The organism is Burkholderia sp. MSMB0856 (assembly GCF_001524645.2).
Classification (GTDB): domain Bacteria; phylum Pseudomonadota; class Gammaproteobacteria; order Burkholderiales; family Burkholderiaceae; genus Burkholderia; species Burkholderia diffusa.
In genome coordinates this window covers 2791241-2813030 of record NZ_CP013427.1, presented here as the reverse complement: position 1 = coordinate 2813030, position 21790 = coordinate 2791241, and the positions used below count along the sequence as shown (strand labels likewise).

General features: G+C 59.6%; 16 protein-coding genes and 3 pseudogenes. 15 read left to right on the top strand and 4 right to left on the bottom strand.

Translation table 11 applies throughout. The annotated features are described in order from the left end of the window. Window positions 1-47 precede the first annotated feature (47 nt). From WS87_RS14345 to WS87_RS33625, 6 genes and pseudogenes are all read left to right on the top strand, one after another. Window positions 48-865, top strand: a protein-coding gene (locus WS87_RS14345; RefSeq protein ID WP_107938028.1) for an IS5 family transposase whose coding sequence is annotated in 2 segments (ribosomal slippage) — window positions 48-396 and window positions 396-865 — 819 coding nt in all. Because the reading frame shifts where the segments join, the coding sequence is not laid out codon by codon here. Continuing rightward, entirely contained in the window at window positions 862-1575 is a 714-nt protein-coding gene (locus WS87_RS33640; protein ID WP_159085687.1) for a GTPase-associated system all-helical protein GASH, read from the top strand. The genes WS87_RS14345 and WS87_RS33640 overlap by 4 nt, the downstream gene beginning before the upstream one ends. Before the next feature lie 2 nt (window positions 1576-1577). Next, window positions 1578-2579 carry a TRAFAC clade GTPase domain-containing protein gene (locus tag WS87_RS33635; RefSeq protein ID WP_155674615.1) on the top strand — a complete coding sequence of 334 codons (1002 nt, stop codon included), beginning with the start codon at window positions 1578-1580 and terminating at the stop codon, window positions 2577-2579. Continuing rightward, a complete protein-coding gene (locus WS87_RS33630; RefSeq protein WP_063901412.1) occupies window positions 2576-3436 on the top strand; it encodes a hypothetical protein in 861 nt (286 codons plus the stop codon). The genes WS87_RS33635 and WS87_RS33630 overlap by 4 nt, the downstream gene beginning before the upstream one ends. Before the next feature lie 10 nt (window positions 3437-3446). After that, a pseudogene (locus tag WS87_RS34705) lies at window positions 3447-3701 on the top strand (GAP1-N1 domain-containing protein); the annotation flags it as partial. A gap of 24 nt (window positions 3702-3725) precedes the next feature. Further along, the gene (locus tag WS87_RS33625; RefSeq protein ID WP_159085686.1) at window positions 3726-6086 is read left to right on the top strand and encodes a hypothetical protein; all 2361 of its coding nucleotides are present in this window, start codon (window positions 3726-3728) and stop codon (window positions 6084-6086) included. Window positions 6087-6308: 222 nt separating this feature from the next. Here the strand turns inward: WS87_RS33625 and WS87_RS14335 are convergent. Further along, window positions 6309-7324, bottom strand: a pseudogene (locus WS87_RS14335) (IS3-like element IS407 family transposase); the annotation flags it as partial. Window positions 7325-7374: 50 nt separating this feature from the next. On the opposite strand from WS87_RS14335, the gene WS87_RS14330 reads away from it, so the two are divergent. Genes WS87_RS14330 through tnpC form a run of 3 tightly spaced genes read left to right on the top strand, consistent with a single transcriptional unit; the run spans window position 7375 to window position 9840 of the window. Next, on the top strand, window positions 7375-7917 hold the full coding sequence (locus WS87_RS14330; RefSeq protein WP_059531437.1) for a transposase: 543 nt from the start codon (window positions 7375-7377) through the stop codon (window positions 7915-7917). Beyond that, window positions 7893-8243 carry an IS66 family insertion sequence element accessory protein TnpB gene (gene tnpB / locus WS87_RS14325; protein WP_059531434.1) on the top strand — a complete coding sequence of 117 codons (351 nt, stop codon included), beginning with the start codon at window positions 7893-7895 and terminating at the stop codon, window positions 8241-8243. Before WS87_RS14330 ends, tnpB begins: the two co-directional genes overlap by 25 nt. A 31-nt stretch (window positions 8244-8274) precedes the next feature. Beyond that, window positions 8275-9840, top strand: coding sequence for an IS66 family transposase (gene tnpC, locus WS87_RS14320; protein ID WP_059820731.1), 1566 nt, complete (start codon window positions 8275-8277; stop codon window positions 9838-9840). Window positions 9841-9865: 25 nt separating this feature from the next. Here the strand turns inward: tnpC and WS87_RS14315 are convergent. Continuing rightward, window positions 9866-9976 (bottom strand): annotated as a pseudogene (locus WS87_RS14315) (transposase); the annotation flags it as partial. A gap of 98 nt (window positions 9977-10074) precedes the next feature. Between WS87_RS14315 and WS87_RS14310 the strand changes: the two are divergent. The 4 genes from WS87_RS14310 (at window position 10075) to WS87_RS14295 (ending at window position 17658) form a co-directional block, all read left to right on the top strand. Beyond that, window positions 10075-11198, top strand: a protein-coding gene (locus WS87_RS14310; protein WP_107938141.1) for an IS3 family transposase whose coding sequence is annotated in 2 segments (ribosomal slippage) — window positions 10075-10336 and window positions 10336-11198 — 1125 coding nt in all. Because the reading frame shifts where the segments join, the coding sequence is not laid out codon by codon here. Between the two features lie 816 nt (window positions 11199-12014). Next, window positions 12015-15782 carry a hypothetical protein gene (locus WS87_RS14305; protein WP_159085685.1) on the top strand — a complete coding sequence of 1256 codons (3768 nt, stop codon included), beginning with the start codon at window positions 12015-12017 and terminating at the stop codon, window positions 15780-15782. Then, window positions 15779-17038, top strand: a complete 1260-nt coding sequence (locus tag WS87_RS14300; RefSeq protein ID WP_059820862.1) for a hypothetical protein — start codon at window positions 15779-15781, stop codon at window positions 17036-17038. The genes WS87_RS14305 and WS87_RS14300 overlap by 4 nt, the downstream gene beginning before the upstream one ends. 113 nt (window positions 17039-17151) lie before the next feature. Beyond that, the gene (locus tag WS87_RS14295) at window positions 17152-17658 is read left to right on the top strand and encodes a hypothetical protein (protein ID WP_059820861.1); all 507 of its coding nucleotides are present in this window, start codon (window positions 17152-17154) and stop codon (window positions 17656-17658) included. A 718-nt stretch (window positions 17659-18376) separates the two neighbouring features. Here WS87_RS14295 and chrA read toward each other — a convergent pair. Then, window positions 18377-19588 (bottom strand): chromate efflux transporter, encoded by a 1212-nt coding sequence (gene chrA, locus WS87_RS14290; RefSeq protein WP_059820860.1) that lies wholly within the window; start codon window positions 19586-19588, stop codon window positions 18377-18379. A 100-nt stretch (window positions 19589-19688) separates the two neighbouring features. Further along, window positions 19689-20396, bottom strand: a complete 708-nt coding sequence (locus tag WS87_RS14285) for a Crp/Fnr family transcriptional regulator (RefSeq protein ID WP_059820859.1) — start codon at window positions 20394-20396, stop codon at window positions 19689-19691. A gap of 81 nt (window positions 20397-20477) precedes the next feature. Between WS87_RS14285 and WS87_RS14280 the strand changes: the two genes are divergently transcribed. Together WS87_RS14280 and WS87_RS14275 are read left to right on the top strand one after the other, a co-directional pair. Next, the gene (locus WS87_RS14280; protein WP_059820858.1) at window positions 20478-21002 is read left to right on the top strand and encodes an Mpo1 family 2-hydroxy fatty acid dioxygenase; all 525 of its coding nucleotides are present in this window, start codon (window positions 20478-20480) and stop codon (window positions 21000-21002) included. 173 nt (window positions 21003-21175) lie between these two features. Further along, window positions 21176-21790: a class I SAM-dependent methyltransferase gene (locus WS87_RS14275; RefSeq protein WP_059820857.1), complete on the top strand. Its 615-nt coding sequence runs from the start codon at window positions 21176-21178 to the stop codon at window positions 21788-21790.

Genomic DNA, 21790 nt, shown 5'->3' with positions numbered 1-21790 from the left:
GCGGCGAGCTGTTAACCTCAGGCATCGAAACAACCGAGACTGAGGAGATGGCCAAGCCGATCATCGACGACGAGTTGTGGACACTGATCGAGCCGTTACTGCCGCCATCCAAGCCACGGCGCAAGAAGAACCCGGGCCGCCTGCCGGTTTCGAACCGCGCCGCGCTGACCGGCATCTTGTTCGTTCTCAAGACCGGACTGCGCTGGCGCGATCTGCCTGCCGAGATGGGTTGCGGCTCGGGCGTGACATGTTGGCGACGGCTACGCGACTGGCAGGTTGCCGGCGTGTGGGACCGCTTGCACGAGCTGCTGCTCGCGAAGCTGCGAGCAGCAGACCAGATCGACTTCTCTCGAGCCGCTGTCGATTCATCATCGATTCGCGCCGTTGGGGCAGGCCAAAAACTGGGCCAAACCCTACCGATCGCGCGCGACCCGGTTCCAAGCACCACATCGTCACCGACGCCAACGGCACGCCGCTCGCCGCGATCCTGACCGGCGCGAACGTCAACGACGTCACGCAATTGCTGCCGCTGATCGACGCGATTCCGCCGATTCGCGGTTTGCGCGGCCACCCGCTGCACAGACCGCGTGTGGTCTACGCCGATCGCGGATACGATTCCGAGCGACATCGACGTGCGTTGCGCAATCGCGGTATCGAGCCGGTGATCGCCAAGCGCCGTACCGAACACGGCAGCGGCCTTGGCAAATATCGCTGGGTCGTGGAACGCACGCATGCCTGGCTGCATCACTTCCGTCGTCTCCGTATTCGTTTCGAGCGCCGTGCTGACATTCACGGCGCGTTCCTCAAACTCGGTTGCTGCCTGATCTGCTGGAATACCCTCCGGCGCGCCGAACAGCCTTTATGAAACCGTCTCTAAGAACGGTTCTTGCAGTAGGTGTATGGCTCGCACTCTCTCACGTTCGCCCCACCGAGCGGCCGAAACTTAAGCAACTATGTGACAACGTGGAAAGCGTCGCATACCGCTACGTTGCGGCCATTGCGGAGCGTTCTCGTCAGCGCCTTGAAGTTCCCGAAGCAGAGGTTGAGTGGCCCGAGAGTGCCGCAAGCGCTGATATTGAGGAGGCGATCAAAGAGGCCCTTGCAGATACTGTTAAGGCACTTCGGACCAACGCAGTGCTCGATCGCGAAGAAATTGACATCCTGTGGTGGACTCTTGGGGACAGGAGTTCACTGCTCGATCGGCAATTCTCGTTGGCACCGACAGTGCCGGCTGCGTTGGCCGCAGCAGTTGAATTGGGGCGCTTGTTGCGCAGGCCTCCCAGCGTCGCGCACAAGCATCTCGTGCTTCGTCAGGTACGAGAAGATGTTCAGTTAACGCTTGCGGAACTTCTCTCCAATCTTGAGCCGGTGCGCGCGAAATTTGCTTTGCCGTCGGGTGCACAGGCTCGCGCAACGCGATGTATTCAGGTGTTCCCTCTGCTATCTGCGATTGCAGGGCAACAAGGCGTGAACCAAGCTACCGATAAGTCTCGACTCTTGTCCGATTGGTGCGCGCGAGCATTGGCCGAATCTGCAATGCTCTATCTGGTCGGCTCTCCTAACCCAGGTGTATAAGTATGGAGCTCACCTGCAATAGGCCTAATTGCACTGTCGCACAAACAGGAATCTGCCTCCTAAACTACAAAGAACCCGCTGGTTGTCCCGAGCGGGAAGGGGCCAGTGTTGACGGCGTGAATGAAATCCTGTCTGTTGACTTGGCACCGTTGGAGGAGCCTGCGCAAGCGGCACAGTTGCCAGCTTCTCATGCATTGACTCTGAACGATGCCGCCACGTTAATGTCCGCGCGGTACTGCCATATGATTGGTATCGTCGGTTCACCAGACGCAGGTAAGACCGCTGCGCTCGCTAGTCTTTATCTCTTGCTTTCGAGTGCAAAATTGAAGCATTTCGATTTTGCTGACAGCCGAACTCTGATGGCGCTTGATGAGATAGCGCGCGGCGCAAGACGATGGAATCGGGGGCAGCCACCGGAGCAAATGACTGCTCACACCGTGCAGGCGGATGCACGTGCCGCTGGTCTACTGCATATTAGGTTGCGATCTCGGGAAACTGGCGACTTCGTCGATTTGCTTCTCCCCGATTTACCTGGTGAGTGGTCGACATCGTTGATCGATACGAACCGAGCAGATCGCTTTGATTTCTTGAAGTCAGCGGATTGCGTCTGGGTCATGGTCGATGGACGACAATTGCGTGAAGTCGCGACGCGGCGACTTGCTGCACACCGAACGACTCTTTTGATTAAACGTCTCTCGGAGCACCTGCGGCCGAACAAGCCCAAGATCAAACTTGTGTTGACTCGTCGTGACGCGGGTGAAGTTCCGATGTCCGTTATCGAAGGCATAGCGGGGACTGGGCGTCAGTGCGGATTCGAGCTCGAGGTTGTCGAAATTGCGTCCTTTGCAGATGGGGTAGAGGTCAACGCCGGACATGGCATCGAAGGATTGATCTTGAGCTCGGTAGCCGGCGATGCGGGCGCTCGCACTCTGTGGTCAGATCATGGTGCATCTGAATCTGGGAGATGGATACTGAACTATCGAAGAGAGGAGCAACCGGAATGACGTCACAAGCAATCGTGCTCGTCGGTGGTCCGGATTCCGGCAAGACGAACTACCTGGGTCGTCTCTGGGCGACGCTCAACTCCGGACATGGGAAGTTGAAAGCAGCTCGTTCGCCTGGCGATATCGAGTACGTCGAGGAAATTCTGAGTCATCTGCTGCAGGGAGAATTTGCTCCACGCTCGAACCAAACCCTTGAAACAAGGCGCACTAATTTCTCGGTATCACTGATTTTAGCCGGCGATAAAAATCCAGCGGAAATCGAGTTGACCGTGCCAGACGTGCGTGGTGAGCTATGGAAGCAGGCAGTTGAGACACTCGAAATTCCCCAGCAGTGGCTCGAGAAACTGAAAAACTCGACGGGAGCCCTGCTTTTTGTGCGCGTCCATTCAGAGCAGAATATTGCACCGCCGGACTGGGTCAATATGGAGCGTCTCTTGCGTCTGCGAGGCAGTGATGCAGACTCTAAGAAGCTTCCGACACAGGTCTTCCTGTGTGAGCTACTCCGCTTTCTGGAGCACACTCTCAAAAGCGTGTCGCCGTCTCGGCGCCCACGCGTTGCAGTCGTTGTATCAGCTTGGGATCTTCTTGACCCAGAGAGTCAAGAGGCGGGCCCGCTTCGCTACCTGACACAGCAATATCCATTGTTCGCAGGGCGTGTGATTAACACGGAGAAACTGGATGTGCGTGTCTTCGGTGTAAGCGTCGTAGGCGGCGATCTTGGAGACGATCGGGTGTTTCGCGAATCATTCGCTGAGGGCGAGTTGGAAGACTTCGGGTTTGTTGTCACTGACTCAGTGGAGGGTGTACAACAACACGGTGATATTACGCTTCCAGTCGCTTGGCTTGTTACTGGTTGAGGCGGCCAGCATGTATGGTTCGGTGAAACAGCAACTCCACGGTTATCGTCGTGGGCATGAACTCCTGGCATCCTCGATTTCCTTAGAAAGGGAAGATCAAGATACAGTCGACAGAATCTCCGACATCTCGGGCTCACTGGGGCCGGGGGAATCGTTCGATCCATATCTTACTGCGTATCCGTTACCTAGTGGTTCGTATTACGTTCTGGCTCGAACGTGGCAGGACCTTACTGCACCACGGGCCGGCTGTGTTTTGACAAGAAGTTTGTTGATTCCGACGCGAGAGTGGATGTCCGCTCCAGCCCTCGACGCATACCTTGCGCTATTGACACCGTTTGGACGAGATGTAAAGGGCGTGGAAGAAGGTCTGCCTCCGCCGCCGACACGTCGCATCATGTTCGATGTCAGCGGGCCGAGACTTTTCGAGCTTGTTGAGGCGCTTTTCCTGGAGTCGCGGCGCCCTATCGTGGCATTTGGGTTCGAGCGAAGTGCTGAGCTTATTGCCGAGCGCGTGTTGGCGGCGTTGTGGCCTGATATGAGATCGAAATTCAGTTTGTCAACCTTCAGTATCGGCCCGAGACAGGTTGCTGGAAGGGATATCGATCTGTCGTTCGCTCCCGTCGCCGCTCGTCAGCGATTTTCGGGTTTCGGTGGCCGGCGCATCGAAATCGTGGAGCGCACACCTCGGCACCGGTGGACCCAAGTATTGGTCGAGCGACTCTTTGCAAGCTCACATCCTAGTCTTGTGGACAGGCAGACGCTTCGCTTCCTCGGCTTGGATAAGCGAGCTAACGAGTTGGACCTACGGGTCGCACTTCTCTGGAGCGAACTTTGGAGCCAAAGTAGCCAGTCGACTTCAGCGGTACTTGGATTGCTAGATATCCTGAATTCTCGAGATCTTCTTTCAGTGCGAGTAGACGAGTTGCGGCCAGTAATCTTGAGAGCGATCGACGAGATTCGTGTGCAAGACAGCGTATTTGATGCACTTCAATATATCGACACACTACTGGGAAAGTTCACCCACACGAGAATGCCGGTGTCTATTGCTGTTCATTCTATGCGTACAGTCGGCACGAGTGCGGAGAGGCAGCCTTCGGAAGCGCTCCAATATCTGCAAAGGAACGAAGCGGAAGTTTCTCACGTAGTCGTCGCCGCCGTCGGTGATGCAATAGAACAACGAATCACCTTGGATGACCCAGGCAATCTGTTAGGTGCGACATCAGCTAGAACCCTATGGCAACTCTGTGCCGCCAGCCGACGGTTCGCTGCGCGCATCATTGAGCTGCTCGACGGTGACGGGCCCAGTACGCATGTGGAGAAATTATTTAATTATCAAGGGGGCGTAGACAATCCCTATGTCTTGGCACGTGCTCGTCGCTACATGCTACCGATACTTTCAAAACCCCAGCATGCACCAGTTTTGAGATTTTTGCTGAAAAGCGCTGATCGAGAGACCATATTGGGTGCACTGAGCACGATCTGGCGAACAACACGACTCGATGTTCCCGAGTTCGATCGACCATTGCTGGATGCTTCCTTAGATGACGACACGTGCGATAGCTTGCGCGTGGCCATCTCTCAACTTCCGGAAACGTCCTCTTCAAACAGATTGTTGATTCAGTCACTTTCCTTCACTGAATCCAATGTCTTGTGGGTATGTCAATCCGATAGCTTGACGTCACGTAGAGCAGCGCATGTCATGGCAACCCTGATTGATGACGTTGGGGAGGATCAGCTTTCCGCGGTGCTTTCCTATGGCGAGATCACGCAAACCGTGCTGCGTATTTTGCAAACCATAGTGGAAGAGGCATCGACACAAATTGCTCGGGTTCTGCTGGCTGGAGTAGTACCGTTGCGAGATGGTTTGGCTATGACCTTGGCGATACTCGATCGCGTCGCTGATTCGCAGCGAACGGCATTGGCCAAGCTTTTTGTACAACGAGGGCTTGAGTCAGCGGATGCGGCAGGGGAAAAGCAGGTCGAGGAACTGATTGAAGAAAATATTGTTAGCGCGACGGATATTTTTGAGTTTGCGGTTGCCGCTGATGGGGCGTCACGAGATGTCGGTGACAATTTGGCGCTTCTCAATCGATTGGGCCGCACCGCTCGAAATCGAGTGCTTATGCTTATTGGCGAGTTGTCGTACAGGCTAGCCGGAATTCCCGCTTGGCGAATAGGCGTAGTTGGAATCGATGCTTGGGCTAACTTGATTCAAGACGCTGGGAATGTGAACAAGCGATCGCAAGTCGCCGCTGCCTGGGCTGCGCTAGCATATACACTGCAACGTCAGGGCGAACCAGTTAGCCGACTCATCGTTGCATCGTTTCCTGTTGTGTACGATGAAGTGAGAATAGGTAATGATCCACCTTACTTCTTTTCATCTATCTCGTTCTTTGACTGGGACAAGTGCAAGACATTGCGGCGCGAGCTCGTTCGTGCATTCATGAATTCTCAATGGCCATCGATTGACCTTCTTTTTTCGGCACACTTCGCAGGTGATCTTAGTGCCATCCTAAGGGTGATACGTCGTCAATGGGGAGGCCGCGAGTATCTTCTCACCGCAGACCGTGCGGTAGAGCAATGTGACGAACCACTGAGAAGCTATTTTCATAAGGAAATTTCTATTGCTGAGAGTTTTCGTATCATCTAGCTGCCTGCTGTCGCGCGAAATCGCCTTGTCGTAAAAAAGCAGTGCAGAAATCATGCGATTCAACGGTTGTTATGTATGTATGAGGCGTGCAGATCCGTGGCGGCATTGGGGGCGTTGACTGGGATCCGTGGTCCGTTGCTCTTCGTGATGGGCGCTACCACACGACCAGACGGCGTGACGTGCCCCCATCAATAGGGCCAATGGGCTTCTAGCAAAGTCCCTTTAAACCAGCTCCTGGAAAGCGGCAGGAGCATCCGCGGTTGCCCGATGTTTCGCCGCAAACTCTGACGGCGCAAGGTAGTTCAGTGCGCTGTGCGGCCTTTGCTCGTTGTAGTCCTGACGCCATGCCGCGATGACAGCCCGAGCGTGCGCGAGCGTCGTGAACCAGTGCTCGTTAAGGCATTCGTCGCGGAACTTGCCGTTGAACGATTCGATGTACGCATTCTGCGTTGGCTTGCCCGCCTGAATCAACTTCAGCGTGACGCCGTTCGCATATGCCCACTGGTCAAGCGCGCGGCTCGTAAATTCGGGTCCCTGGTCGGTTCGCACCGCCTTGGGATAGCCACGGAAGCGAGCTGCACGGTCCAATACCCGAGCGACATACAAACCTGAGATGCCATGGTCGACGACGATGTCGACAGCCTCTTTCGTGAAGTCGTCGACGACGGTCAGGCACTTCACGCGCCGGCCGTTGGAAAGCGCATCCATCACGAAATCGATTGACCACACCTCGTTGGGCGCGCCCGGCAATGCCAGTTGCTCGCGCTCAATCATGACACCCTGGCGCTTGCGACGGCGCCGCACAGCCAGCCCTGCCTCACGGTAAAGGCGATAGATGCGCTTGTGATTGGCGTGCGTGCCTTCGCGCTCCACCAGGGCGTGCAGTCGACGGTAGTCGAATCGACGACGTTCGTGCGCCAACTCCACCAGACGCGCCGCGAGCACCTCATTCTCGTGGTCCGGCTTCGCGTCGTAATGCAGCACGCCGCGAGAAAGCCCGACAAGCCGGCAGGCGCGGCGCTCGGAGATGTTGACCTTCTCCCGAATCGCCGACACTGCTTCGCGTTTGGCTTGCGGGCTCAGGGCTTTCCCTTGACGACGACCTTCAACGCTTCCATATCGAGCATTGCTTCGGCCAGCAGTTTCTTCAGCCGGGCATTCTCCACCTCGAGATCCTTGAGCCGGCGGGCTTCCGAGACTTCCATGCCGCCGAACTTCGCGCGCCAGGTGTAGAACGACGGTAAGCCGTCAATAAACGACGCCCTACCAATGGTAGGCAGAAGGTCAGATGCTAAGTGTCCGCGTGGACACATGCACTCAGACCGTGATGACAGAGAAACAGGACCTTCGAAGCAGACTGGTGGTTGGCCGCAGACGGGATGGCCGGCGGGAATTTGATGAAGATGCCGTGCGGGAGCTGGTCGAGTTTTGCCTGAGGCCGGGGGTATCGATCGCCCGGGCGGCCATGGACCATGACGTTAATCCGAACCAGTTGCGTCGCTGGATCTCGCGCCATCAGCAGCATACGCTGCAAACCCCGACGAGGCCGGACCCGCTGGTGATCGACGGCGTATCGATCGACATTCCGGGCACTGCACATCGGGTTCCAATGAGTGAAGCGCGAGCATTCGTTCCTGTCGTCACGACTGCGTCGACTGTGCCTGCCGCTTCCCCAGTATTGCCACCAGCCCCGTCGTTGATGGCGCTCTCGTTACATGTGCGCTTGTCCAATGGTGTCGAATTCGATCTCGGCGAGGCGAGTGTCGATGAGCTGGCCACGGTGATCCAGATGCTCGGGAGGCTGCCGTGTTCCGGTTCGACGAAGGGCTGAAGGTCTACCTGCATCGCGATCCCGTCGACTTCCGCATGGGCATCAACGGGCTGTCGATCCTGGTCGAACAGGCGATGCGCCTGAACTCAATGACCTCGGCGCTGTTCGTCTTCGGCAACCGCCGTCGTGATCGAGTCAAGATCCTCGGCTGGGGCGGCAACGGCTTCTGGTTGCTGCTCAAGCGACTCGAAGCCGACCGCTTCGTCTGGCCGAACGGCGGCGACACGATCACGCTCAGCACTGAGCAGTTGCACTGGCTGCTCGACGGCATCGACCTGGCCGTGATCCAGAAGCATCCCCAGCGATATTACGCGCGGATGAGCTGAACACTACGCAGATGGCATGGTCTAATCGGCCATGCCGAATAGCCCCGTCATGTTGAGCGCGGAGGAATACGAAGCGCTGATTGCCGCGAGCGCCGAACGCGACGCGCTGCGCGGTGAGCTTCGACTCGTGACGGCCCAGCGCGATCTGGCCGAAGAGAAGCTGCGGGCCTACAAGCACGAACTGTTCGGTGCCTCTAGCGAGGCGCGCCATGCCGACCAACTCGGCCTGTTCAACGAAGCTGAAGCATTGGCCACCACTACCGATGCGCCCGCGCGCGAGGACGCGCCCGGCACGTCTGTCGCCGCCCACACGCGAGGCAAGCGCGGACGCAAACCACTCGATCCGAACTTGCCGCGCGAGGTCGTGCGGCACGAACTACCCGAGTCTGAACGATTCTGCGCGCATGATGGCCAGGCTCTCGTCGAGATCGGCGTCGAGACGAGCGAACAGCTTGACGTGATTCCCGAGCAGGTCCGCGTCGTTCAGCACCAGCGCGTCAAGTACGCGTGCCCGTGCTGTGATCTCGGCATCAAGGTCACGCCGGCGCCAGCGCGTATCATCCCGCGCGGGTTGCTCACGGAATCCGCGCTGGCGTGGATCATCACTGGCAAGTACCAGTACGGTATGCCACTGTATCGCCAAGCCACGCTGCTGCGTCGCTTCGGCGGCGACATCTCGTCCAACACGCTGGCCGCCAGCGTGGTGCGGGTGGGACTGGCCACGCAGCCGGTGATCAACCTGATGCGCGACGCGCTGCTCGAGTCGGACCTGATCTACGGCGACGAGACAACGTTCCAGGTGCTGAAGGAACCGGGACGAAGGCCGCAGGCGAAGAGTTACCTGTGGGCGCAGGTCAACGGCTCGGGGCCACCAGTACGGATGTTCTCGTACTCGCCGGGGCGCGGCGCCCAGCATGCGCAGAAGCTCTATGCTGGCGTGCAGCCTGGCACCGTGCTGATGACTGACGGGTACGAGCTCTACAACGGAATCGCCCACGATCACCAGCTCGTGCATCTCGGATGCTGGGCACACGTGCGCCGCAGCTTCATCAAGGCCGAGGAGTCGGTGCCGAAGGCGGCACGCTCGCCGGATCTGCTGGCCACGCGCTTCGTCGTGCTGATCGGCAAGCTGTTCGCGGCCGAGGTGCGCAGCGCGAAGTGGAAGTCTGAACGTCGGCAACGACTGCGCGCTCGGTACAGCGCCCGCGTGCTCGCCATCATCGAGCGCATGCTGGTTGAGCATCTGCCGGGCGTCGTGCCGTCGAGTCTGCTCGGCAAGGCATTGCAGTACATGAGCGGACAGTGGCCCAAGCTGGTCCGATACGTCGGTAACGGCAACTGGCCGATCTCGAACAACCTGTGCGAGAACGCGATCCGGCCGTTCGTCGTCGGCCGCAAGGGCTGGCTGTTCTCCGATACTGTCGCTGGCGCGCAGGCCAGCGCCAACCTGTACTCCCTCGTCGAGACGTGCAAGGCGAACGGCGTCGAGCCGTATCGCTATCTGGTCTGGCTGTTCACCAGGTTGCCGCTCGCCGCAACCGCCGACGACTATGCCGCCCTCATGCCATGGAGCATGCCTGCCACTCCCAACCTCTGATGGGCGTCGTTAAAAGACCGCATACGAACGACGCGTCACTGAACCCGTGCTTCCTGCACAGTTCCTTGACCGCCATACCGGCTTCGGCTTCCTTCAGAAACCCGATGATTTGCTGTTCCGTAAAGCGCTTCTTCATGTTCGTCTTCTTCTCCGAAAATGAGCGGCCCCCAGCAAACAGTGCCATGATGTAAGCGAGTTTTCGGCGGACTTTTTCAGTATGAAAGGAGCCGTACGATGAAACGCAAGCGCTTCAGTGTGGAGCAGATTGTGGCGGTGTTGAAACAGGCCGAAGCAGGCATGCCGGTAGCGGAACTGATTCGTCACGTGGGCATTTCGGAGCAAACCTTCTATCGCTGGAAGAAGGTATATGCCGGTTTGCAGACGGACCAGGTGCGGCAGCTCAAGCAGCTTCAAGACGAGAACGTCCAACTGAAGAAGGTGGTCGCGGAGCTGACGTTGGACAAGGCGATGCTGACCGACGTATTGAAAAAAAAGTGGTGAATTCATCGCCGAGGCGCCATGTCGTGGATTATCTAAAGTCCGCCTATGGAGTAGCAGAGCGGCGTGCCTGCCGCCTGGTGGCCATATCGCGCTCGGTGTACCAGTATCGCAGCCACCGCGACCCGCAGACTGCATTGCGGCAGCGCATGTGTGAAATCGCGGCGACGCGGGTGCGCTATGGTTACCGCAAGATACGCGTGCTGCTGCTACGGGAGGGCTATCAGGTCAGCAAGAATCGGCTGTACCGTTTGTATCGTGAGGAAGGGCTGTCGCTGCGCTACAGACCAAATCGCAAGCGACGTGCACAGATGAGCCGCCCGGCACGTGCAAAGTCGACGGCGGCAAATCAGGCGTGGAGTTTGGACTTCGTCGCCGACCAGCTTTCGAACGGCCAGAGGTTCCGCGCGCTGACCATCATCGACGTCTTTACGCGCGAAGCACTAGCCATCGATGTTGGCCAGCGACTGAGCGCTTCAGATGTCGTGCGTGCACTGGATGAATTGAGGAGCAAACGCGGAGCGCCCCGCACGCTGTTTTGTGACAACGGCTCGGAATTTACGAGTCAGGTGATGGACCTGTGGGCTTACCATCACAAGGTCGAGATTGCCTTCAGCCGGCCCGGCAAGCCAACGGATAACGCATTCGTGGAGTCGTTCAACGGCACGCTTCGCGATGAATGCCTGAACGTGCACTGGTTCACATCGCTGGCCGACGCCAGTGAGCAGATTGAGCGATGGCGGGTCGAATACAACGAGAGTCGGCCTCACAGGGCTCTCGGTGAAGTGCCGCCTGCCGAATACGTCCGTCAGTTGGGCCTGCAGGCCCAACTGACGGACCAACAGAACGCCGAAGACTAACATTGCCTTTGGCACTGAAAACCGGGACCGTTCAAAAACGAACTTTACTAGGCTCCAGCTGGCCCTGTTTGCAGGGGGCAGGTCAGCAATATGGGAGGGGCGAAGAGTCCCTCAACTTATACGTGACGCCGGCATTCCACGTGAACGCATGGTGAACGAGCTACGGCGCGTGTCTATGCTGGAACCGACTTTCATTCTCGCGTCTGCCATCGATAAGGCTGAGGCTGATCTACTCGGGCAAAGGATGCTCGATTTCACTCGCGCTCTGCGTTGGTCAGACACCTGGGAGCAGTATTGCGGTGTTCGTCGCGAGTTGTACGTGTGATCGTACCTCCGGTTACTTGCTTGTACCACGATATCGCGTCGAATTACGCTGACTGCAGCAGACTTGCTTCGTCTCGGATTCGCGAGTCGCTTTCCCGAGCGTCAGGGGATCTTCGCGCACTTGCCCGCATGATCCAAACCGGGAAAGCAAGTGTGCGTCGTCTTCCAACAAAAGTCATTTTTTCTTTGATGCACAGGTGAAGTCCGATGTCTGGATGCGGAATAGCAGTGCGATAGACGCTTCCTAGAATTAAGCCAAACTTTCTCTATTCCACACGAGCAATCGCTAGGGATATAGGGTTTGCACCTAGCTAGACACTGCGGATTGCGCCTTGAGAAGGCCTTCTACTGGCGATATGCTGTTTCTTGTGGCACCGCTGCCCGAATTGAAATCGAACGAATAACGCAAGGCAATTGCTTCTTAGAGGGCTGCGGTCGTGTCGTATCTCGCGTTAGAGCGAGGGCCGTAACCACGCCCTACGAAATCCATCGATGTCCGGCTGCGCCGGTGATGGGCCGTTGCATACAACGATCATCAAGCAACGAACGGGGAAGGGTATGAGGAAGTCAACAGCTGTCCTTGTATTGGGCGCTTTCGCAGCGTCATGCTTTCCGAGCTTTGCCACCGATGCGTCAGCACAGCAGGCGGTGCCCGCCTCAACTCTTGTGGCAAGTGACCCAGTCCCTCCGCCTGCCACAGGCGCGAGCGCCCCTGATGCCGCATCCAGCGGGGCCGGTGCTGCCGCGCCGATACCGGCATCGAGCGCAGTTCCAGAGTCACCGGCGATCGATTTCAGCAAGTATTTGAAGGACGACACGGTCGGCTATGCGGGCCTAGCGGTCGAAAAGGCTACCATACAAAAGGCCCTTGCAGACGAACACTACCTGCGAGACGACCGCACGCGTGCCGAAACTGCCTACAAGGACACGATAGCCACCCTCGACTACGAAGCGCCCGACGAGAAACTCACGGATACGCAAAAATCGGTCAAGAAGTTGCTGCACGTGGATGTCGAATACCGCCTCCTTAACCTTCGTTTGGGCAACGACTTCTGGAGCGGTTACCGCACGGACAGGCCCAGTACGCCGCAGCAGCATTTGCTTGTCTTGCAAGATCTCCAGGGGCAACTCGAAACGGATGTCAACGAGATCGATGACCTACTTGCAAAGGGCGGCCTGGATGCCGCCGAGCAAGCGCGATTGCAGGGCATGACGATCGAACTACAGGGAAAGATCGAGGATCAGACTCTTGCCCAGGAAAAAGGAGCCATTGGAGCACGGCAGCAGCGAAGCCAATTGGGAACATGGGAAGACCGTGTCCGTAGCCTCACCGGTCAGAGGCTCGCCGTAGAAGCGCGTAGCAATCAACTCGCGGACGAACAAAGGCAGCTTTCAGCCACAGCATCGTCGCTGCTGGTCCAGGCGGTCGCGGCTGGCACCGGCGTTCCGCCGGCAGTCGCTACTGCCGTCGTGTCAAAGGACGTAAAGGCCGCACTATTGCAGGAGGCGACCGCGCAACTCGGTGATCCGAATTCCGAAATTAGCAAAGCTGTCGCCCACGTCAGCGCGAGCGCACAGGAGCTGCAGGACTTTTATATTACCGCATCTGAGAACTACCAAGCCCTTCGCAACACGGGCAACAGTTTGAAGCAAGTAGCTGACGTCATCCAGAGGCCGACTTTCGATAGCCTCGTCGGTGCCGGCACCTCCCTGTGGAGCAAGCTTCCCGACGCGCAACGCAAGCAATTGACAGCCTGGGTCATGCAATCGGTACCGACAGCTGGCCTTATGGAGTCCTATCAACACCTCGAACTGGCGGTACAAGACGCAACAACTCTGCGCGACAAGATTGAAACGCTGGCTCTCGAGCGCATTCCACTCAACGATATCCGAATAGACCTGGACACGATCGCAAAGCAGATAGTCAAGAACGAGGACATCGACAAGCTGAAGATCAAATTCCAGACCGTTTACAAGGGCATTGCGAACGTGGATCTGTCCGAGTCGGATTACCGGATCTTCGTTGAACACTTCGTGCGCATCTGTGCGTCGGACGTGTTCGCGATGATCCCTGGGCCGCGGCGCATCGATGTAGCTCGGGCGATGGGCGAGCCGACGGTGGATGGCGCCATAACCAAGCTGGCCGAGGAAGGCCTTTCCGCACTTCCTCGAGGTAAGGTACAAGGCAGGCTTATCACCTATACCATACGCGGCAAGCCTGCGACAATTGCGATCAAGACGCTATTCACGGCCGCATCCTTCGAGAACACGACGACCGGATTGGAGAACCTTCCTGCGCTCTATGAAGAACTGGTCAAGGTGCCTCAATTGCGACGCCTCGCGCTGGAGCAGTACCCATCGGAAATGCTCGGTACATCCGTCGAAAACGCACTGCGCAAGATAACCGATCCCAAGGAGCAGGAGCAGACTTGGGCGCTATTGACATCGGGCATGTCAAAAGAGGCTACCCAGAGAGCACACGAGATGCTCGTACACCAAACCTTGGGGGGGCTCGTCGTCGAAGACGTCCTTCAGCGAAAGGAGGCAGCGCCTCGGCTGGCGGTGCCCGCGATCTCCCCGACGCAGAGCGGAAATTCCACGGGGCTGTCTCCGGAGGCGAATACCGCAGCCATGGCCGCCTTGAATTATGCAGTGCCAGGTGCTGGCGTGGCAGTCAACATGGCACAGGCCTTCGCAAAGATGGATGCCAATGCCGCCGAGATGAACCGGTTGGCGGACCAAAGCCTGCGGATCATGGCGGAGCAGGAGCAACTGTACGACCTCGTCACCGAGGCCTATTTCCAGTACGCCTTGGCCGACGTTGAACGACATCGTGCCGAAATACTTCGCGATTCGGCGGAGCGACAACTCGGCGTCTACCGAGCCGAAATGGACCGACGATCGAACGACGGCGCCAAGACGCATCTGGCGCTCGGTGTGCGTCGCGGACTTACATATTATCTGTCGGAGCGCCTCCGCGAAGAGTTTGATCTATTCGATCGTTCCTTTGCGATGTGGAATACAGGCCTCAGCTCGCGCGGCGCGATCGCGTCGGAGATTCAGGCCGATCCGCAAAACGTGCGGTATGCGCTCGATTCCGACATCCATTTGTTCGATTGGCTGAATCGCGAGCGCGAGAGCACGCGGGGCGATCCTGATACATTGAGAATCCACTGGCGTCAGATGTTGGCGCTGGCCAAGCAGGTCTGCCTCCAACACGGATGCAAGCCAGGAGATGGCACGCTGGGCCAGATAGCCGCCACGGGCAAAATCAGCTTGAAAGACACTTTGGTCAGTGCCGAGGAGTGGCACCGCTTCAAAGAATGGCAACGCAACCCCAACGGCCGCTTCGTGATGCGTTTCGCCATCCTTCCAAGTGACAGGATCGTGCCGTTGCCGTACGAAAACGTTCGCATCGTCGACCTACGGCTGGCGGGGCGGACCGGCGCAAATTCGCAGGTACTGAACCAGATCTCCTTGAGGCACTCTGGCATGTCGCAGATACCGCGAGCTGCTGAGGACAGCGACGGCGGCATCATATTTCAGCGTGAAGCGCTGCTTCCGAGGCAGTCAGCGGGCTTCAATCTCCCCGAAGACTTCGACGTGAATGCCTTGCGCACACGCTTCGATGGGCAATTCACTGTCATCAATTACCCGTCGTTGCGTGACTTCGAAGGTTACGGGCTGTACGCGCTCTACGAGCTCACTCTGGAAAACATCACGCAAAACACTAGTCTCGATGACATCGAGATGAAGATAGCCTACTTCTATCACGACGCCTCGAACATCGTGTCCGAGGAAAAGTACCTGAGCAGCATTCGCGCGACAGATCCGTCTTTGCCCTTCGAGATCTTCGACTATAGGCTCGTGTCAAAGGTCTCCCCTTCGTGCGCAGGACAAGCGGGAGTCGCTCAAGACGCGCCCAGCATCCCGATTCCGCCGGCCATGCGCACTTCGTTTACTACGGCATTCGGCCGGCTTGAGAATTCACTCGAACACGATGCACTCGGCCTTCTTCCGGAGGAACGCAAGAAGAGTCTCGAAAGGATCCAGTCATGTCTGGAAACCCGAGTCGTCAAGGTTTGCAAGCCGATGCAGGATATTCGAACTATCGCGGCGTCCTGGTACGCCGCCTATCATGCGCCCCCGACAGGCAGACGCAAGAGTTCGTTCGATCCTTTGTCTCCGACCAATGACTCAGAGGTACCCAAGGACATCCGAGACAAATATCAGGTGCTGTGCCAAGGAGGACGATCATGAGAAAGTTAATGTTCGTCTTGATTGCCTTGGCCGCATGTCAATCGATCGATGCGCGAGCTCAGCTTTCGGGGCAGGTGTTGCCCGATCGAACGTCTTTCGAGGACGTTTTCGCGGCCACGAACAAGTTCTATCCGGGCCAACGCGTACATATTATTGTAGAGGGGCAGATCGACGCGAATCATCGATACTGGCAGGACCGTGAATGTAGCTGGTTCGGCTTGAGCTGTCACTACGTTGACCGAGAATCGTCCAACCTGGTGGGAGTTAACCGCCTGCCGTTGCTCCTGAGCCTGGAGCCGGTCGAGGCATTCTCTGCCCCGGAACAAGTCTATCAGGCGCAGTGGTACGCAAATTCAGGGGTTAGGCATCTGCCCGTGGCTGCCGATGGCGTCTACGATTTTGTCATCAAAGTCCCGGATGCTGGAATGTCGATCGACGCCTTTTCGGCCGCGGCCGAACTTCGCGCCGTAGTAGCAGACCGATACGACGGCAACACTCCGATCGACCGAGGTCAATGCCGCAACCGTCCGCCTCAATGTAGTTCCGGCTCGTACAAGGTCACCGTCGTTGTCAACAATGACCAACGTCTGCGGCTGCTAACAGAGCTGCTGAAGAAACGGCGATCGGCGGGCGAGATCGTCTCTCGCGAGGTAATGGACCCTCTCTTTATCCAGGATGCCAACGTTAAGTCCGGCATCGCGGATGTCTTGTTCGAGCATGCTAAGACCTTCTACAAGGGAGAGACAAATGACGTACGCCGGGACTATTTAACGATTGTTTCCTTTGCTAGCGGTCTTGACCCATCTCGAGGAGACATGCTCAACGAGATTGCCGCCACATACATCGCACTAGGCGAATTCACTACCGCAACGGCGGACGTGAAAAAGGCCCTTGATGTTAGCAAGGCCAACTTTGACAAGGAAGCGCCGCCCCGGAAACCGGACACGGTGATCACGCTGGCCAAGACACTCGGCCTGAAGGCCAGCATTTGGGTGCAGGAACGCGGAGCAATGGTGGGAACGGACCTGATGGTCGCGGTCGGCCTCTACCGTGAAGCTGCAGGCTACTGCAATACCGAGGCGGCGACGGCGCGCTCCGTTACGGACAAAGCGCGGTTGTATAACTGCGCGAAGGACCATCTCATCGATGCGGGAAGAACGTTGGCAATGCTGCGGACGCGGGAGAACCTGGTTCTCGCGGAGCAGCTCCTAACGGAGGCACAGAAAGCCGCACGCAATTCTGTCGATTCCAACTGACGCTGTTTCAATCATAGGGGGTTTCCATGCGAGTTTTTGTTTGCCTCATCTGTACGCTCGTGGTCGGAACCGTATCATTCGGCGCTCACGCGCAGGACATTCCACAATCCTGTATGTCCACGTTCAACGTGAAGGACAAGGGTTTTTCTACCGGCGGAGCGACAATTAGCTGTCGGCTCCTGGAAGAGAGGCGAGACGAGCTGTCTCGACAGATCTTGGCGACACCTGATACAGGGGAGATCGATGGTGCGGATGTGGCCGAGCAACTCGACGCACTCGAGGCCCAGTTCAAAAAGCAACAGGATTCCAAGAACTGGCTCGGCCTTGGCACGGCCATCACTGGGAACGCTTTGGCCACCATTGGACTAGGCGCGTGCCTCGAGACGCTCGGCGGCGGTTGCATGGTGGCCGGGGTTGGCAAGATATTGGCACTGTACTCTGTCATCGACACAGCCGCCTCGGAATCCGAAAAAGCTCGACAGGCTAGCGCGATAAGCGCAGAGATCACGGAGATTCGGCAACGTGTTGCCGGCAAGAAATCCCAAGCCAAGGTCATACGCGATCAGATGATCGAGGACGCGACTGCCATGTGTATGGATGTGAAAGCTAGTTGTCTCTGACTCCTTAAAGCGGGCGGCGCTCGCTACTGCAAGTCGGGGGAGTGCATCGTGTAAACGGAATAGATCGTCGCCGGCCCGTTCGTCTCGATCCGACATTCCGGCCGTTCCGCCAAGTCGGTCTTTATTGTCGCGAGATCGCTGCCTTCACCCGGCGGCCAAATCTGGGTACCGCGTATCCTTCGCAAAGGCGTAGCTCCCGACCCGCGCTCGAGTCCGTCGCTACGATTATGTGTTCTGTCTTGCAGGAGATACATCGAGTCTCGTGAGCGCCTCCGGCGGAAATCTGACCAGTATTCCAAGAATCAGTGAGGTAGTCCCCAGACGGGTTCACCAGGTGATGGCACGCTTCTTTGCTCGCACGGACACGTGCCGTCACGAAACTGAGTCCATGACTTCTATGAACAATAAAGTTCAGAATCAACCTTTCACAACGGCTTCGATCTACGCTTAATAATCGGGCGGATTTACCAATATATCAATTTACTTATGCAAGGCTAGTTATAGCATATTGAAAACTGTATGAAATGTCGTGATTTTTGCAATTCCGCGTGGGGATCGCGTCGCAAACTTTATTGCGGAATGTTCCGAACTATATTGTCATGGAACACGGGCATCCTGCGCGCCTCCGCGGCGCGCGGCACACCCCCCAAAAAAAGCCCTCGTCACGAGGGCTTTTTTGCTTTCGGCGGGCGTGAGTCGACGCGCGGCATTCGCCCGATCAAACGATCATCCCCGACAACCAGCCGAGCGCCGCGCTCGCGATCACGACGGCCCACGGCGGCACGCGCCAGAACACGAGCGCGACGAACGCGACGAGCGCGGCCGCGAAGTCGCGCGGCGACACGATCGTGTCGCTCCACACCGGGTGATAGAGCGCGGCGAGCAGCAGCCCGACGACCGCCGCGTTCACGCCCGCGAGCGCGGCCTGCATGTGCGTGCTGCGGCGCAGGCGTTCCCAGAACGGCGCCGTGCCCGCGACGAGCAGGAACGACGGCGCGAAGATCGACATCAGCGCGATCGTCCCGCCGAGCCAGCCGTTCGGCGCGTCGCGCAGCGATGCACCGAGGAAGGCCGAGAACGTGAAGAGCGGCCCCGGCACGGCCTGCGCGACGCCATAGCCGGCCAGGAATGCCGACTCGCCAACCCAGCCCGGCGCGACGACGGCCGCTTGCAGCAGCGGCAGCACCACGTGGCCGCCGCCGAACACCAGCGCGCCGGTGCGGAAGAATGCGTCGACGACGGCGAGCGTGTTCGAGTGGAGCGCGCTCGCCGCGACCGGCAGCACGACGATCAGCGCGGCGAACAGTACGAGCCACAGCACGCCCGCGCGGTGCGACACGTGCAGCGGCAACGGATCGTGGGCGCCGCGCTCGGGCTGCGGCAACAGCATGAGACCGGCGGCGCCTGCCGCGACGATCACGACCACCTGCACCCACGCGGCCGGCACAAGCAGCGCGATGCAGGCCGCAATCGCCATCAGCGTGACGCGGCGCGCATCCGGGCACAGCGTGCGCGCCATGCCCCACACCGCCTGCGCAATCACCGCGACCGACACGATGCGCAACCCGTGCAGCGCGCCTGCCGCGACCGGCATGCCCGTCGCGTGGACGCCGAGCGCGAACAGCATCATCAGCAGCGCGGACGGCAGCGTGAAGCCGAGCCATGCGGCGAACATCCCCGCATAGCCCGCGCGCGACAGGCCGATCGCCATCCCGACCTGGCTGCTCGCCGGCCCCGGCAGGAACTGGCACAGGCCGACGAGATCCGCATAGGCGCGCTCGGTCAGCCAGCCGCGCCGCGTGACGAACGCGTCGCGGAAGTAGCCGAGATGCGCGACGGGGCCGCCGAACGACGTGAGGCCGAGCCGCAGGAACGCGACGAATACGGGCCACGCATGGCGGGACGGAGTGGTGACGGTGGACGTGTTCAAGAGCGGATGCGGGGAGGGCGAACGAGCCGCCACGATAGCGCAATGCGATGACGGCGGGAATGCGGCGTGGCGGTGATTGTGCGGCGTCGTCGGGGTGCGGTCAGTGCGTACCGTCGGACAGGCCGCTCGCGCGGCGCAGCGCGTCGACGTCGACGAGTTCGATTTCGCCGACATGCAGCCGCACGATGCCGTCGGCCTGCAGCGCCTTCAGCAGCTGGTTGGTGGTCTGCCGCGTGAGCGACAGCATCGCCGCGAGCTTTTCCTGCGACAGCCGGATGCGCGTGCGGCCGGCGCTGATTCCGCCGTAGCCGTCGGCGATCATCAGCAGCCGCGCGGCAAGCCGCTGCGCGGCCGGCATCACGCTCATCGATTCGACGGTCAGGAAGCTCAGCCGGAGCTTTTGCGCCATCAACAGCGCGAGCTGCCGCCAGTATTGCGGCGTCGCGTCGAGCATCGCGAGCAGCGCGGCCTGCGGGACGTGCAGCAGCAGCGTGTCGTCGAGCGCGATCGCGTCGTGCGTGCGCGGCTGGCCGTCGAACAGCGCGATCTCGCCGAACCATGTGACGGGTTCGGCGACCGTCAGCAGCGCTTCCTTGCCCTGCGGATCGACCGCGCCTATGGTGAGGGAACCGGCCAGCACCGCATACAGCCCGCACGGCGGGTCGCCGCGGCGGAACAGCGTCTGGCCGGCCGGCAAGTGCCGCAACGCGGCGCGGGCGAGCAACGCCTCGCGCAACGCGGGCGGCAGCGCGGCGAACCACGGGTGCGCTTCGAGCTGCGGCAGGTACGGGGCGAGCGGCGAGGGCATGGACACGCGATGTCGGGTAGCTGACAGAGGTTGTCGGGCGTGACGCGCATCATAGCGCCCAATGATCGTTCAGGAGACACCATGAAGACGCTCGAGGATCATCTTTCTCAATATGCGGCCTACCATCGCGACGCGCGCAACATCGCGACGCATCTGGTCGGCATTCCGATGATCGTGTTCGCGGTCGAGGTGCTGCTGTCACGGCCGGCGATCGGCGTGCTGGCGGGCGTCGCGCTGTCGCCGGCGCTGCTGCTCGCGGTGGCGTTCGCGGTGTTCTACCTGCGTCTCGACCTGCGCTTCGGCTTGGTGATGACCGCGCTGTTCGCGCTCGGCCTGTGGGCCGCGCAGACGCTCGCGGTGCTGCCGACCGCGCAATGGCTCGGGATCGGCGTCGGCGCGTTCGTGGTCGGCTGGATCGTGCAGTTCGTCGGGCACTGGTTCGAGGGGCGCAAGCCCGCCTTCGTCGACGACCTGGTCGGCCTGATGGTCGGGCCGCTGTTCGTCGTCGCCGAAGTCGCGTTCTTCGCGGGTCTGCGCGGCGACGTGCGCCGCGAAGTCGAGCGGCGCGCGGGCCCGGTTCACGGCGGCGTGCACTCGCACGTCTGACACGCCGGCCGCGCCGGTCTGCGAGTTCGGCGCATGCTCGACCGATCCGGCCGCCACGGCCGCCGCGCGGCTCGTGCTCGCCGCATAGGACCCCGCGCCGCACCACGCGCGATGCGCAACGGCTAAGATGCGGGATGCGTCGCACGACAGGACGCGTACGCGGAGCAATCGCCATGGTGGATCGCCCGACTCTCGATGCCTACGAAGCCCATGCCGCGCAATACGCGCAGGACTGGCTCGACCAGGCCGCCCCCGACGACATGTATGCGCTGCTCGAGCAGTATTTCTCGCCGGGACCGACCGCCGACGTCGGCTGCGGCGCGGGGCGCGACACTGCGTGGCTCGCGTCGCAAGGATTCGACGCGCGCGGCTACGATGCGAGCGCGGCGCTGCTCGCCGAGGCACGCTTGCGTCACCCGTCGCTGACGTTCGAACTGGCCGCGCTGCCGGCGCTCGCGGGCGTGCCGTCCGGCGCGTTTCGAAACGTGTTGTGCGAGACGGTCGTCATGCATCTCGAGCAGGCCGATGCCGCCGCGGCGGCCGCGCGGCTGGCCGCGCTGCTGATGCCCGGCGGCACGTTGTACCTGAGCTGGCGGGTGGCCGGCAACGGCGCGTTGCGCGACGAGCGCGGCCGCTTGTACACGCCGCTCGATTCGGCGCGCATGCACGCGGCGCTCGGCCCCGGCATGCACGTGATCGACGAGCACGAGGTGGTCAGCGCGTCGTCCGGCAAGCGCGTGCATCGGCTGATCGCGCGCCGGGACGACGCCATCGATGGCGCCGCATGA